This is a genomic window from Aquirufa regiilacus, from assembly GCF_032470275.1.
Lineage (GTDB): Bacteria > Bacteroidota > Bacteroidia > Cytophagales > Spirosomataceae > Aquirufa > Aquirufa regiilacus.
Window position 1 is genome coordinate 130,023 of sequence record NZ_JAVNWW010000003.1, and the last position, 17,834, is coordinate 147,856.

Here is a 17,834-nt window from a genome sequence, read left to right on the forward strand (position 1 = left end):
GATTATCAATAACCCGATAATTCGACCTTTACAGAATCCCAGAATACTTTTTATTTTACGAAACTGCCGAGTTTATCCAAGAACTTGATAAACTGCCTGCACCCTTTTTGGATTAAAAACATCCTGATAATCGTGCTAACGCACATACTTTTTCATACAATAGAACGTTGCGGCGGTGACGCTGCCGGGGTCGCAGACCCCGGCAGCGTCTACCCTCCCCCCCTTATCGCGTATAATCCGGCACGATTTCATTGCTGCCCAACTGCACCGAAAAGTGCACAGAACTATCCGCATCATTCACAAACTTGATTTGCTCAAGCATCGGTAAGGTCAAACGCGTATTGATAAACAACTTGCCCGCCGTACCAGGGAATCCCGTAAAATTGATTTGACCGTATTGATTAATTCCGCCCGCCGAACGTAAGACCCCATTGATGGTCACATAGCGCGAAGAACTCGTTTGGAGCAATCCAGTATCCTCCACATTCGGGCGTTGACCTGCGGCAGGAATACTGAAATCGCCCTCCCAACCATTGACCGTCAACAACTTTCCAGCGGTAAAAGTCCCCGGAAGTGAGAATGTCACCCGATGAACACCCGGCGCAAAAAGCAAACGGGAATGATCAGAAATATGTACCACACCCGTCGTTTCGGTAAATCCAGCTGTACTCAGCGTCCCGCCATTGAAATAAAATGCGCTGGTATTTGGCAGAACTTCATTTGCGCCCAACGCTAAAAGACCTGATGTCACTTTCGTAAAACCTGAATAGGTATTATTCCCGCTCAAGGTCAGTACCCCATCCCCTATCTTCTCGACCATTCCAGCACCTGAAATAACCCCCGACACCTTCACATTCCCCAAGGCGGCTGCTTTCCCCGACTTAAATAGGAAGCCGGCCGTAGAAACTGAACCCGAAATCCGTAACTCATCCGCATCCGCAGACACCACAGCTGCTGAACCCAATGTCACAGGACCCGTCCAGGTATTAATTCCTGACGGACTTGCTAATGCCCCGTCACCTGAAACCATCGATCCGTTAATTGTCAAAGGCTCTACCACCACCGTCACGCCACCGCGCAATTGCAAACTCGCCCCCGACGTAACCGTCGTTCCAGTAGCCGTAGACCCCAATGCATTCGAAGATTCCACAAATAGCTTACCCACCGAAACCGTCGTTAATCCGGAATAACTATTATTTCCGCGCAATAAGAGCGAACCAGCTCCATCTTTGATCAAAGTCCCCTCCCCCGAAATAACACCCGAAACATCATGAGCCGCTACACCTCCAAAGGTCAAGCCAATCGAATTCGCAATAAAACCTGAGATGCCGAGTATCCCTGCATCCGAATTCATACGCACCGCCGGCGTTCCTAAGGTAATCGCCCCAGCATATGTATTTGTACCGGTCATATTCCGCAAGGCTCCCAAACCTCCACCCGTTCCATTCAAAGTCAATGGCTCCGTGGCAGAGGTAATTCCGCCGTCCAACTGTAAGCTAGAACCATCCGAAACCACTGTTCCCGACGAAGTAGCCCCTAATCCGTTCGCATGTTTCAAGCGAATGATACCCTGCGAAATCGTCGTTAAACCGGTGTAGGTATTTGCACTACTTAATTCCAAAATACCCGTCAAACCACTTTTCACAAGTGCCAAACTTCCCTCCAGCAAACCACTGAAGTTGGTCGTCAAACTCGGGTTGTTATAACTCAATGTCAATGTACTTCCATTCCGGATCGTTCCCGCACCCGCAATCGAACCCACCGTCTCGCTAAATCCGCCTAAATCCCAAATGGCACCGGATGCCACCGATACATCCGCAAAATCCCAAATACTGGTCGCGGTCGTTAATTTCAAAGTACCTGCATTTACTTGCACGGATGGCGTCTGCGCTAAAACACCGCCAGAACTAAAACCACCATAACTGTAATTTCGCAATAGGAATGTACCCGAACCGTTCTTAACAAAGCCGCCTGATTTTAAAAGGCTCGTCGACGTCTGCCCCAAATTCTGCCCACTCGCATCCGGCAAGGCATCCGTTTCAACCGTCAAAATTCCTGGAAACGCATTCGCATAATTACTCGCAAAGGCATTATTTCCTGCCTGCGAGGTGATGTTGGCATTCGCCGTAATTCCCAAGGGTCCGATCAACGAAATATTTCCACCATTTCCTCCACCCGAATTCGTAAAAGTCGAAGCATTATTACCCCCAGTTGCCGTCAAAGGTCCATTTAACATGATGCCTCCTACCGCTTTCAAGGTGATATTGCCGGCATTTCCGGCACGGGATGCTGATACGTTTCCTGATAAATTTCCAGCAGATGTATTGATTGAACCCGTCGCAGATACCGTCACATCCCCCGTTAAGGATTCAAAATAGGCTTCGATGCCCGGATAAGCCACAGCAGCCGTTGTTGAACCCAAGGTCATGCCGGCAAACACATTCACGGTTCCGCGCGCCGTCATCGTTAACTTCCGAGCAACAGCTGATGCATTGGATGCCGTAAGCGCCCCGGTGACAATGATCGCTCCCGACTGCGTTCCTGATCCATTCGAAGTCAGAATAGAAACATCGCCGGTCGCTAATTTCGTTTGGACCTCCGTCACATTTAAAATGGCATTATCCGTATTAGGAGTGAACGTATAAACACCGCCAACCAAGGCACTCCACACACCATTACTCGGCGTTGCCGTACTCAATATGACATTGCTGTAACTCGTTGGGTTGACCACCATGTTGTCCCCCGGCACAATTTCAAAAGTTCCATCCGTCAACATATTCGCGTAATGATTCGTAGGCGTCGGACTCTCAAACAAGATTTGGTCAAGCACATAGGTACTCACGGAAGACGTGAATTTCACTCGCCCTACCGTACCCGCAGTCATATTTGTATAATCACCCTGCCAGCCTTGGATGCTCAAACGCTTGAAATCAAAGAGTTGGCTAATACTCGAAAACACAATATTGTGCGCGCTTGTCGTCCCCAAATCCAACACCGAGTTATTCGTCAAATAAAGCGTTCCTAGCGTATTGGAATAATTATTAGTCACCAAAGTTCCTCCATTGAAATAGAAGGCACTCGCCACCGGAACCGCTTGGGCAATTCCCAAATGAATGCTTCCTGCCGTCAAACGCGTTAAACCCGTATAGTTATTCGCCGCATTCAGCGTCAATCGATTGGAACTTATTTTCTCCAAAGACCCCACGCCCGATATCACACCAGAAACGACCATATTACCCACACCCGACGAAGAACCTAATGTCAAAATATTCGTATTCGAAATAGTTGCTAAACTCAAATCACTTTCCGCATTGATGTACACGGAAGAGCCTCCCGTGGTGATGGGTCCCGACCAGCTATTTGCCCCATTGATTGATCGAAGGGCACCTGTTCCCGTTGCCGTCGCCCCACTTAATGACAGCGATTCGCCACTGACCGTAATTCCGCCATCCAAGACCAAACTCGTTCCTGAATTTACCGTGATTAAGCCACCGGCTACACCCAGGGCATTATTATGTTGGAGAACCAATGTCCCCGCCGAAACCGTCATCGTCCCCGCAAAGGTATTATCGCCGCTCAAGTTCACAGGGCCAGCACCACTTTTCACGAGATTAGCAGTACCCGAAATACGACCGGAATACGTTTGAGCAATCGCCCCATCCAGCGTCAACGTACCCGTGGAAATCAGCGCGCCTGAATGTAGTAAACTTGCTCCTGCTCCGCCAATCGACAGATTCCCGCCCATCGTCGTGGTCCCTTGCATCGTAAAATTCCCGGCATCTACTCGAATGGATGTAGCAGCAATTCCCGAAGTAATATTTCCTTGCCAAACATTATCTCCGCTTTTACTGATGAGTGCTCCCAAAGAACTAATTCCTGTTCCCGTGATCGTTACATTTTCAGCTACTTGAATTCCGCCTTGCAGTTGAAGCACTGCACCCGATGCTACCGTCGTCGTTCCAATGGCATCACCCAAGGCCGTATTGTTCGTTGCCAAAATCCCGCCCGCATTCAATAAGGTTGCCCCCGAATAAGTATTCGCGTTTGAAAGGGTTAATATGCCGGACCCGTTTTTGGTCAATGCCAAAATCCCTGAACCATTTTCTAAAATTCCACTATAAATACTTGCCAAATTATTCGCTCCTACCGTCAATAAACTCGTGGTTGCACCTCCATTGCGGATGATTCCCGAACCTGCGATGTGATGAACTGTCTCACTAAAATCCTTCATTTCAAAAGTACCCGAAGCATTCACCGTCAAAATACTGGTATTCGTAATTGACTCAGATGCACCTAAGCGCAAAGTACCCGCATTCACGGTCGTATTTCCGGTGTAGGTATTTGCACCTTTGAGCACGAAAATTCCGGTGCCCTCTTTGGTCAAATTCAGTCCATTGAATACGCCGGCCGACTGCCCATCGTTTACCCCACCACCGGTGGTTGGCGTCGTGTTTTCCGTTTGAACGATCACCGAACCCGCAACACCATTATAAACTCCTCCACTTGCTGACGTTCCCCCATTATTGGACACATTCGCCAGCATCGTAATTCCGGTAAGACCCTTTAACAACACAGCCCCACCATTTCCACCATAGGTCGCGGAGGTATTATTACCCCCAATCGCCGAAATGGCACTCGCGATGCGTAAGTTTTCCGTCGCATCCAAACTAATAGCCCCGGCCGCCGAGATGGCCGTTCCAGATGAACTAGAAAGGGTATTCGTTGCCAAAGTACCCAACACACTGATGTTTTTATCCGCCCGGAAAATCAGGTTGGTCCCCTTTCCTGTCACACCCACAGGACTGTAATTCAAATTTTTATTGATCCAAATATTCGCTCCTGCATTGACGGTTTGTGTATTGGATACTGTTGGTGTACCCAATGCCGGCATGTCCACATCAAATAATACAGAACCGTATTGCGTACCCGTTGGGCTTGCCGTATTAATCACCACGGAATTCGTAGCGAGTAAGCCTCTCAATTCCGTCGCATTGATAATCGCATTGTCATCCGAAGGCGTAAACGTATAGACACCAGATGCCAGCACAAAGGCGCCATTCGTGCGCACTTCATCCGAAATTCGAATATTGCTATGACCGGTCACATTCGTAATATCCGCCAAAGGAACTAATTCACCCGTCGCTAATTGTGTCGTATAATGGGTACTTGGACCTGCCGCATTATAGAATCGAATTTGATCCAATTTCTCCCGAATCAAGAACGGCGAATTCCCCCAAAAAATCTGTCCATCCGTACCACTGGTTCCGGAGCCGTAAGCCCCTAACCAACCGTTGATGCGTAATTTCCGGAAGTTGAAATCCCCCATGGCATTGAAGGTCAACACATGAGCACCTAATCCCAATGTTATTTGCGAGTGATTCGTCACATGCAAGGTTCCAATCGTTTCGGAGAAACCGTTTGTTTGGAATTCACCCCCTTCCAAGTACATGACACCCGTGTTTGGAATCGCTTGATTTATGGCCAAACGTAAAATTCCTACACCTACTTTCGTAATTCCGGTATACGTATTTTGCGCACCAAATTCGACGGTACTCAATCCCGTTTTATCAAATATACCTGTACCCGAAATGATTCCATTGAAGCGTAAAGTCGTGGCACTCGTTGGCAAACCTACATTCAAAATTGTCCCCGCATTCACGACATTTCCTCCAATGACCAAATCGGTTTCCGGAAGAATCGAGTTTGTCGTTCCACTCAAATTAATCGTTCCATTCCAAGCATTCGCTCCTCCTTGTGAAACCAAAGTCGCCACACCGGAAGCAGATCCCGTTAAGTTCAACACTTCACTCGCAACCGTCAAGCTACCAGGTAAAATCAATTTAGCTAAAGGAGCAATGGTTGTCGCCCCTGCACCTAAACCAAGCGCCTGATTGTGTTGAAGGGTTAGATTTCCTACTTCAATCGATACGGCTCCGGTAAACGTATTCGCATTCGAAAGCGTAATATTTCCTACTCCGCGTTTCGTCAAGGAACCCGCCCCACTGAAAATTCCGGATATAGTGGTCTCCGAAATCCCATTCACAATTTGGCCTGCCGCTGCATTGATATTGCCCGCAATATTCAATTGGGAAGTACCCGTTCCTACATATGTCAAAACACCCGTGGGCACGCTGATATCTCCGTTCAAATTCAGGCCCGTAGATTCGACTTTGATCGTCGAAGCAGTGCCGACCGTCACCGTTCCGCCAATGGTTACCACCCCCGTTTGAACTTGTAAGGCACCGCTGGAAGAAATTCCTGATCCAGCAATCGTGAAGTTTTCAATTCCAAAATTCAATGGACCTTTTAACTGAGCAACGGCACCTGAAAGTACCGAGGTACCACCGGCATTCGAACCAAAAGCATTTACTTGGGAAGCAATCCAGGTTCCTGCCCCAACGGTGGTTGCACCGGAATAGGTATTGGCGTATGTTGGCTCAAAAGTACCCGTTCCCAGTTTGGTGAGGGATAAAATGCCATCACCATCTTCGATCAAACCGCTAAAGCTTGTATTGATATTATTTGACCCAAAGGTCAACAAAGATGTACCCGACAAAGAGCTACGAATCGTACCCGCACCACTCAATCCCGCGATCGTCTCGCTCCAGCCGCCCATATCAAAAGAAGCTCCAGAGGCAATGGTCATCGCGCTGGTATTAGGTAGGGATTCAGATGCCCCCAAAATAATCATCCCGGCGTTGAGCGTGGTCGCTGCCGTATAAGCATTGGCCCCTTTTAATGGCAGGGTACCCAAGCCATTTTTAATCAAAGATGCCCCTGTTATGACGCCGCTTATCTGACCTTCATTGTCGGGCAAAGTGGTCATCGTATTTTGCAAGGTAACATTTCCACCTACCCCGACATTCGTGGTACCATAGGACGAAGTCCCACCGGCAGCAGCTAAATTACCAGCTATGGATAAGCCGGCAGCCTGCAAACCTAATGCACCTCCGGCTCCACCAAAACCTGCCGCGCTTGTACTCGTATTCGCTCCTCCAGCGCTTGAAACTGAACCTGTGGACGCCACATAAATAGTTCCTCCAGCGACCATATTGATCGAAGGACTTGCAATAATTGTATTCGACGCCACGTTGATTGAAGATGGGCTTACACTCAAAGCAGCATTGATTCGAATGTTTTGTCCCGCCGTAAAACTGACACTCGGCGCACGATTCGTCGTAGCTGCCGTTGACCCCAAGGACATATTTTTATTGACATGAATATCGCGACTGGCCGTCACCGTAAAGGCACGAACGACCGCATTATTATTCGTCACGGCAATCGGCTCATCAAACAAAATAGCCCCCGCTTGACTACCATTCGCAAAAGCAGAATTAATCACCACGTTCGTGGCACCTAAATTCGTTTGTAACTCGGCATAATTGATATTCGCATTATCATCGTTGGCCGTAAAGGTATTCGTAGACCCCGCTAGCGCCCACGCCCCATTGAATGTTGGCTCATTGGAAACCCGAATATTCACTTGCCCAGATAGCACATTGGCCGCCCCGGTTGGGATAATTTCACCATCCGACAACTGCAAAGGCGCATATTTGGCATTGTTATTTGATTCATCGATGAAGCGTATCTGATCCAATTTATCGCGTACCAAGAAATTGGAATTTTGCATAAATATCTGGCCGGCTGTCCCAGGCGTGCCCCCATTATAAACACCTTCCCATCCGCGGATGTTGAGCATTCTAAAATAGAATGTCCCTAAGGTAGTTACTTGCAAAATATGCGGAGTGCTCGCCCCTAAACGGATACCGGAATTGGCCGTTATATTCAATGTTCCCAGCGTTTCATTGAATCCATTGACGTTTAATTCACCACCATTCAAGGTGAATATATTACTTGGAATCGCGTTAGAAACCCCTAGTTTCAAAGAGCCACCATTGACTTGGGTATAGCCTGAATAGGTATTTAAGCCTTGTAGGGTTAATTCATTCGTACCTGTTTTTTCCAAGGCACCCGTACCCGAAATAATGCCGCTGAAGAGGACATTGGCCGCTCCCGTTCCGGTCGTCCGACCGACTGTTAAACTCGTAATGTTGTTCAGGATATTTCCGGAAATTTCCAATCCGGATTCGGCATTGATGTAAACCAATGAACCTCCCAGGGTCACATTTCCTGACCATGTGCTTGCCCCATTGATACTCCGCAAGGCTCCATTTCCGGTCGCAGAAGACCCACTTAAACTCAAGGTTTCACCCAATACAGAAAGTCCACCATCCAAAGTCAAATTCGCACCCGCACTGATCGTAATCCCGGCAGCATTTGTGCCCAGCGCCGTGGCATGTTTGATAATCAAATTACCCGCAGAAACGGAAACGGCACCGCTGTAGGTATTGGCTCCACTTAATTCCAAAAATCCTACGTCCGATTTCGTTATACCCCCCGCTCCGGATAAAATACCCGCAAATTTCAAACTGGTCCCTTGCACGGCAGTCGTCAAGGTTTGATTCAAGGTCACATCACCGGTCTGGTTCCAGGTACCCGAAGCGATGACCATCCGACTCGTGGCCGCGGTACTGATGGGACCTGCCCAGGATACATCCCCACTTACCAAACGTAAAGCTCCAGCGGAAGAAATTCCCGTTCCTGAAATTGTTAATGCTTCATTGCCGACGGTCAAATTTCCTTGCACATCCAGTTCCGCGCCGTTGGCAATAACCGTACCCTGCGTATCAGTACCTAAGGCACTCGCATTTGTCAGGATAATTTTACCCGTCGAAATCGTTGTCAAACCCGAATACGTATTGGCAGTACTTAATGTCCAATTCCCCGTGCCTTGTTTGCTTATGTTGACCGTTCCAGTTCCATCACTAATCGTACCACTGAATGCGGTAGATGATAAATCAATACCGGTATTTAAAACTGAACTTGCAACGCCATAACTCCGAATATTTCCAGCGCCTGCGATACTACCGACGGTTTCGGTATAATCACCCAATTCCAATACATTGGCCGTGGTCGAAAGCGTCACCGCACTTAAATCCGGAATTACATTCGCCGCTCCCAATCGAAGCGATGATCCTTGAGCCAAAACCGTCGTTCCGGAATAATCATTTAACCCAGTAAAGAGGTATTTTCCTGTTCCATATAACGTAACATTGGCACCGCTAATCTTACCGAGTTGGCCATCATTTACATCCCCCACGGTTAAGTTGGCGGCATTCGTACTCAATAAAATATTCATCGAGGTTCCCACATAGCTACCATTGGAATAAGCTCCTCCCCCAGCAGCGGATAAATCCCCCAGCAAACTCAAACCTCCCGTGCCGGTGATTGAAATACCCCCTCCATTACCGCCTCGACCGGCCGTGGAAGGGTAGGTATTCGTTACCCCACGCGCACTAATCGACAATCCACTTCCTAATTTCACATATCCAGCTGCGGTCATCGTAATATTACCACTGGCTTTCGGTGTACCGGCGAAGGAAATGGTCGCTGGCGTTGTCGATACAGACGCATTCAAATTGATATTTCCGGTACTATTGAGCACCAAGCCGATTCCTTCCAAGGTACTTGGACTCGGAGATCCCAAATTTATCGCTTGATTGATCTGCAAATCATTACCCGCATTAATGGTGAGATTTCGGACCGCAGTTGTGTTAAAGGTTGGATTCACGGCATCATCCACGATGACAATCCCCGTTTGTGAGGCGCCGGCTAAATTGGAATTAATCACAACCGATTTATCAGCGGCGAATTTTCCGGCCAACAAATTCAAGTCCCCAGAGTTTATATTCGCATTTTCATCGTTTGGATTGAAGGTGTTGACATTGCCGACTAAGGTCCAAACCCCATTGATCGTAGGTTCAGTTGAAATGCGCACATTGGCTTTCCCGGTAAAAGCATTGGCCCCACCGTTTGGAACGACCTCACCACTATTCAAATGCAAAGGCGCATATTTATTGGTCGGATTGGCCGGATCATAGAATCGAATTTGGTCCTTTTTTTCCTGGTTTAAGGTCGAACTATTCCCAAAGAAAATTTGACCCGCAGTTCCACTTGCACCTGCGCTGTAATCTCCTTCCCAACCGTAAATTTTCAACATTCTAAAATAGAAGTCACCCAGCGTGTTTACCCGCAAGGTATGTGGCGTAGCGGCTCCTAATAAAATGGATGAATTAGCGCTGATGTTTAAGTTGGCAAGCGTTTGATCAAAGCCATTGGTCTGCAACTCACCCCCATTCAAGTTGAGCGTATTCGTATTTTTGATTGCATTCGTTACCCCTAATTTCAAAACCCCACCGCTTATTTTCGTTAGCCCCGTATAGGTATTTGCGGCATTAAGCGTCAGCATACCCGAACCCGTTTTTTCCATAGCGGCTATGCCCGAAATAACCCCATTGATGACCAAATTTCCAGTCGTTGCCGCTGTCCGCCCGACGGTCCATTGCGTTGCCGCATTGCTTATATTTCCGGTAACAGTCAAGTCAGATTCATTATTCCAATTAATGCTCGAGCCGCTCAGGGTCATATCCCCCGACCAGGAACTAGCTCCGTTTTTGGTCAACAAAGATCCATTGGCCGTGATCGCATTGCTCGACATGGTGAGGGTTTCCCCTGTGACATTCAAGGCGCCATCGAGGGTAAGATTGGCCGTTGAACCCAAGATCGTCCCTGTCAAATTTGACCCCAAACCTAATTCATTTTTAATGATGGTTTGACCCGCATTTAGGGTCGTAAGACCATTGTAAGAATTAGCACCATTCAAGGTTAAAATTCCTGCTTCGTTCTTCGTCAACGAGGCATTGCCTGTGGCGATTTCCCCGTTGATTGTTAGATTACCGATCGTATACAGGGTCAAATTCGTATTTGTTCCTTGGATTGCTGGACCGCTCGTTGGAGTAATTGTTAAGCTAGATACATAAGCATCAACAAAAAAGGAAGATGCATTGCCCAAATTGATTGTTCCATTCCACCGACAATCACCTCTCGCACTTAGAGCACCCGTGGCAGGAGCGGAATACAAGGTGATGGGTTCTCCTGTGACAGTGGAATACCACAGTTGCAATTGGCCCCCATTAACAATTGTTTCACCGACTGTTGAACCTAAAGTTGCCCCAAATCGTATCTGTAAAGCGCCACCGCTAATGTTTGTCGTGCCGCTGTAGGTAAGTACACGATTCTCTAAGAATGCTGTGCCAACTCCGGATTTGGTTAGATTCAGTCGGCCATTCCCATCCTCAATCAATCCTCCAAATCTATTCCCACCCCCGTGTGCAATGGTCAACGTCACTTCATCCGGAGAACTATTGGTCACTTTCCCTACACTCCCACCAAGACCATAGAGGGTCAAATTATATCCATGTAAATCGAGAACAGCATTTTGATCGTAAATTATTACTGTACTCGTAACAGGAATGGCCGCAGGTGCATTCAATACAATACTACCTGCTGTAAGATGGGTATACCCCGTGAATGTATTGGCACTCGCCAAACTTAGAACACCCGTTCCGCGTTTATCTAACTCGGCTCCTTGAATAATTCCACTCACCTGCCCATCATTCACTCCTCCACCCGAGGTAATCACCCCATTATTTGTACTCAATTTAATTGTGGCCCCACCATAAACATTAGTCCCAATACTACCGTTGCTGGCCTGTATATCATTGCGAAGGCTCAAACCATCGGTTCCCACAAGCGAGATATTTCCACCGCGCCCCGACATCGCACTTATATTGTAGCCATCGCCACCCTGAGAAATTAAAGTACCCGAATAATCAAGATTACTTCCACTACTACTAACAGTTATACTTCCACCAGTTCCACCCGTGTACCCATTTCCTCCTTGACTTATCAAACTACCGCCTAGCTTGATTCGATTCACGGCATTTAAGGTTAGGGCGCCTCCCTGACCACCAAAGGTGTTGGCCCCCAAACTCGGAAAGGCTCCACCACTCGCATTGATCACACTTCCTGAGGCCAATTCGATCCCTCCTCCGACGGTATAAATCTGTTCCCCTCCAGGACCAGCTGGATTAATCGTATAAAAATAACCTCGACTTGTACCCTTTGTCAACACTTGGCCTGACCCACTCATAAGTAAATCTCCGCCAATCACCATACTAATAAAGCATGGTGCAGCCGTAGAATTAGGCCCAGTATAGATATCGCCACTTAAATCCAAAACACCGCCAATGCGAACGCTTCCTCCCGCATTTACAAAAAATTGATAACCCGTATAATCAGGATAACTTAAACTCTTTAATCTGAATGAATTATTAAATAATACATCTCCTCCACAATTCAAGGTAAACAATAACGCACTTGAACCACCCACATTCTTATCCACACTCACTCCCACATCAAATACCACACTCCCCACCTGTGTACCCGCAGCGCGGGCCGTCTTGATCTCTACCGAATAATTGCGTAAGTAATTTTGAAGATCGGTGACATTAATATTGGCATTGTCGGCACTCGTGGTAAACGTGTATACACCCCCCACATTCGCCCAAGATCCATTGCTGGTCGCCACACTCGTAATACGAATATTACTGTGCGCAGTCACCAAGGTAATGTTCGCTCCAGCGACTAACTCACCCGTCGATAATTGTAAACAATAATGCGTCGCTGGTCCTACCGAATTGTAAAAATGCGTCTGATCCAAACGCTCCCGGGTTAACCCAGCACTCGTGCCCACATACACCTTGCCCGCCGTTCCGCTACTGCCAGGCGTGCCATAAACGCCCTGCCAACCTTTGATCGTTAGCAGCTTAAAATCATAAACGCCAGCCCCACTAAAACGCAGCGCATGAACACCCACACCTAAACTAATACTCGAGGCAGCATATAAACTTAGCTCCCCAAGCGTCTGGCTATATCCCCCCGTTGATAAATCTCCTCCATTAAACATGACAGCACTTGTGTTGGCTATCCGCTCATCGGCTCCCAATAATAAACTTCCACTCACCAGTTCCGTTTGGCCTGTATACAAAGCCTCGCCCACCAATTCCACACTGCTACCCACCACCCCATAAATCTTTAAACCACAACTACTCGCGGCTATCGCTGGACTACCCGTTAAACTCAGCTTGCCAGCCGCACTTCCCATCCCCGAATTTCCTGTCAAACTCACCGTCCCACTCCACACATTACTCCCACTCACATTCCGAAAGCCACCCACAACTCCATTCCCATAACCCGCTAAACTCAAAGGCTCTCCCAATACACGAATACCACCGATAAGCTCCAATACGCCACTGCCAATCACCTCAACCCCACTGCTGTTAGCTCCCAAAGCACCACTCGAGCCTACCCGTAAAGTCCCATTGCCACTCACACGCGTTAAGCCACTGTATACATTATCCGCTAATAAATAAACACTCCCTGTCCCATCATGCGTGATCGCTCCACTGCCCAAACTCAGCACACCTCCCACACTCAAAATACCAGCTCCCCCAAACAACATACTCGCATCGCTGCCCGTAAAGACATTGGCAGCCGTTAAGTTTAGCGTGCCTGCAGTCACATGCACACGTACGCCCGTGCCCACGGTAATAGCGCCCGCATAAGCATTCACCCCACTTAAATTCCGTAAAGCACCTAGGCTACTGCGACCAATGCCCAATAAACTCAAAGGCTCTGCTCCCACACTAATCCCGCCATATAATTCCAAACTCGCGCCACTAGTAACCTCCGTGCCCGATGACACTGCCCCCAAGCCACTCGAATTTCCAATACTCAACACACCCGCTAATACCTGCGTTAATCCACTGTACGTATTCACACCACTCACCGACCACGTTCCCGTACCAGCCTTTGCAATACGCAATACCCCCAAACCATCCTCCAGTATACCCGCGTAACTCGTACTCGTATTATCGGATCCGACCGTTAATAACACCTCGCCAGTCACACTGCTACTCACCTTACCACTGCCCGCTAAACTTCCCACGCTCTCACTCACACCACCCATATCCAACTCCGTGCCAGCTGCCAAACTCAAGGCACTTAAATTCGGAATACTCTGAGCTTGTAATAAATAAATCTTACCAGCACTCATCGTTGTCGAGCCCGTATACGCATTCGCGCCTGCTAAACCCAGCACCCCAACGCCCAACTTAGTCACATTCACCCCCTTCAACACACCCCCCACCAAACCATCATTCACGCCGCCGCCTGAGGTCAATACCCCAGTGCCATCACTTAAACTAATATGACCGCCCACGCCGCCAGCGCCCCTCGACCCACATCCAGCCTTCACATCACTGCGTAAACTCAAACCACCAAAACCCCTGATACTGATGTTCCCCCCCGTACCCGCCGTATAACTCGCATTATAACCATTACCCCCCTGACTACTCAACACGCCGCTATAATCAACCCAACTCGAACTGCTACTCACACTCAAAACACCACCGGTTCCTCCTCGATACCCATTACCTCCCATGCTCTGAACCGTTCCACGAAGTAAAATGCTATTCACACTACTCAAACTAATCGCACCCCCGGTTCCTCCTGTCGTGTTATAACTCGTGCTAACATATCCATTCCCACCTCCAGCATTCAACACACTACCTGACTCTAAGCTTATTGCTCCACTCACCACATAACTCTGCAAACCCCCAACACCACCATTGGCATTATTCATACCCGCATACATATTATTAATCCCCTTACTCAATACCTGACCCGATCCACTCACAACCAAATCTCCCCCAACAACCATGCTCACACTACCAGGGGAAGGGTAAGTAGTATATCCATCCCCATTGCTATAGCCACTCACATCCAATACGCCACCCACACGTACATTGCCCCCCGCAGTCACCACCACGTTATAGCCCGTATTGTAGCTATAACTCGGATTGCGAAGACTTAGCGTACTGTTGAACTGTACCTCTCCGCCACTCGTAACCGTAAAGACAAGGGCAGCAGCACTCGCTGAACTCCTATCCACACTCACTCCCACATCAAACACAACACTCCCCACCTGTGTACCCGCAGCGCGGGCCGTCTTGATCTCTACCGAATAATTGCGTAAGTAATTTTGAAGATCGGTGACATTAATATTGGCATTGTCGGCACTCGTGGTAAACGTGTATACACCCCCCACATTCGCCCAAGATCCATTGCTGGTCGCCACACTCGTAATACGAATATTACTGTGCGCAGTCACCAAGGTAATGTTCGCTCCAGCGACTAACTCACCCGTCGATAATTGTAAACAATAATGCGTCGCTGGTCCTACCGAATTGTAAAAATGCGTCTGATCCAAACGCTCCCGGGTTAACCCAGCACTCGTGCCCACATACACCTTGCCCGCCGTTCCGCTACTGCCAGGCGTGCCATAAACGCCCTGCCAACCTTTGATCGTTAGCAGCTTAAAATCATAAACGCCAGCCCCACTAAAACGCAGCGCATGAACACCCACACCTAAACTAATACTCGAGGCAGCATATAAACTTAGCTCCCCAAGCGTCTGGCTATATCCCCCCGTTGATAAATCTCCTCCATTAAACATGACAGCACTTGTGTTGGCTATCCGCTCATCGGCTCCCAATAATAAACTTCCACTCACCAGTTCCGTTTGGCCTGTATACAAAGCCTCGCCCACCAATTCCACACTGCTACCCACCACCCCATAAATCTTTAAACCAAAACTACTCGCGGCTATCGCTGGACTACCCGTTAAACTCAGCTTGCCAGCCGCACTTCCCATCCCCGAATTTCCTGTCAAACTCACCGTCCCACTCCACACATTACTCCCACTCACATTCCGAAAGCCACCCACAACTCCATTCCCATAACCCGCTAAACTCAAAGGCTCTCCCAATACACGAATACCACCGATAAGCTCCAATACGCCACTGCCAATCACCTCAACCCCACTGCTGTTAGCTCCCAAAGCACCACTCGAGCCTACCCGTAAAGTCCCATTGCCACTCACACGCGTTAAGCCACTGTATACATTATCCGCTAATAAATAAACACTCCCTGTCCCATCATGCGTGATCGCTCCACTGCCCAAACTCAGCACACCTCCCACACTCAAAATACCAGCTCCCCCAAACAACATACTCGCATCGCTGCCCGTAAAGACATTGGCAGCCGTTAAGTTTAGCGTGCCTGCAGTCACATGCACACGTACGCCCGTGCCCACGGTAATAGCGCCCGCATAAGCATTCACCCCACTTAAATTCCGTAAAGCACCTAGGCTACTGCGACCAATGCCCAATAAACTCAAAGGCTCTGCTCCCACACTAATCCCGCCATATAATTCCAAACTCGCGCCACTAGTAACCTCCGTGCCCGATGACACTGCCCCCAAGCCACTCGAATTTCCAATACTCAACACACCCGCTAATACCTGCGTTAATCCACTGTACGTATTCACACCACTCACCGACCACGTTCCCGTACCAGCCTTTGCAATACGCAATACCCCCAAACCATCCTCCAGTATACCCGCGTAACTCGTACTCGTATTATCGGATCCGACCGTTAATAACACCTCGCCAGTCACACTGCTACTCACCTTACCACTGCCCGCTAAACTTCCCACGCTCTCACTCACACCACCCATATCCAACTCCGTGCCAGCTGCCAAACTCAAGGCACTTAAATTCGGAATACTCTGAGCTTGTAATAAATAAATCTTACCAGCACTCATCGTTGTCGAGCCCGTATACGCATTCGCGCCTGCTAAACCCAGCACCCCAACGCCCAACTTAGTCACATTCACCCCCTTCAACACACCCCCCACCAAACCATCATTCACGCCGCCGCCTGAGGTCAATACCCCATTGCCATCACTTAAACTAATATGACCGCCCACGCCGCCAGCGCCAATCGACCCAAATCCAGCATTCACATCACTGCGTAAACTCAATCCTCCAAAACCACTGATACTGATGTTACCCCCCGTCCCCGCCGTATAACTCGCATTAGAACCCTTCCCCCCCTGACTACTCAACACGCCGCTATAATCAACCCAACTCGAACTGCTACTCACACTCAAAACACCACCGGTTCCTCCTCGATACCCATTACCTCCCATGCTCTGAACCGTTCCACGAAGTAAAATGCTATTCACACTACTCAAACTAATCGCACCCCCGGTTCCTCCTGTCGTGTTATAACTCGTGCTAACATATCCATTCCCACCTCCAGCATTCAACACACTACCTGACTCTAAGCTTATTGCTCCACTCACCACATAACTCTGCAAACCCCCAACACCACCATTGGCATTATTCATACCCGCATACATATTATTAATCCCCTTACTCAATACCTGACCCGATCCACTCACAACCAAATCTCCCCCAACAACCATGCTCACACTACCAGGGGAAGGGTAAGTAGTATATCCATCCCCATTGCTATAGCCACTCACATCCAATACGCCACCCACACGTACATTGCCCCCCGCAGTCACCACCACGTTATAGCCCGTATTGTAGCTATAACTCGGATTGCGAAGACTTAGCGTACTGTTGAACTGTACCTCTCCGCCACTGGTAATCGTAAAGACAAGGGCAGCAGCACTCGCTGAACTCCTATCCACACTCACTCCCACATCAAACACAACACTCCCCACCTGTGTACCCGCAGCGCGGGCCGTCTTGATCTCAACCGAATAATTGCGTAGGTATGTTTGAAGCGTGGTGTTATTAATCACCGCATTATCCGCGGTAGGGGCAAATGTGTACGTATTACCTGCTAAGGACCAAGAACCGTTTGCATTCGCAGCGGTAGAAATGACCACATTGCTATGCTGCGCTGTAGCCGCAAAAACCAAAAGCCATAGCAAGCCCGTCAGCCTAAAAACAGGCTTTCGAAAGAGCACAAAAAGCAATTGGAACAAACGCATACGC

The 17,834-nt window shown here is 48.6% G+C and carries 1 protein-coding gene; it reads right to left on the minus strand.

The features are described from left to right. Positions 1-223 precede the first annotated feature (223 nt). The gene (locus tag PQG45_RS08145) at positions 224-17,830 is read right to left on the minus strand and encodes a beta strand repeat-containing protein (protein WP_316070667.1); all 17,607 of its coding nucleotides are present in this window, start codon (positions 17,828-17,830) and stop codon (positions 224-226) included. Between the last annotated feature and the right edge of the window lie 4 nt (positions 17,831-17,834).

Coding starts and splice junctions, on each gene's coding strand:
- PQG45_RS08145 (WP_316070667.1), bottom strand. CDS start 17,830: ATGCGTTTGTTCCAATTGCTTTTTGTGCTCTTTCGAAAGCCTGTTTTT.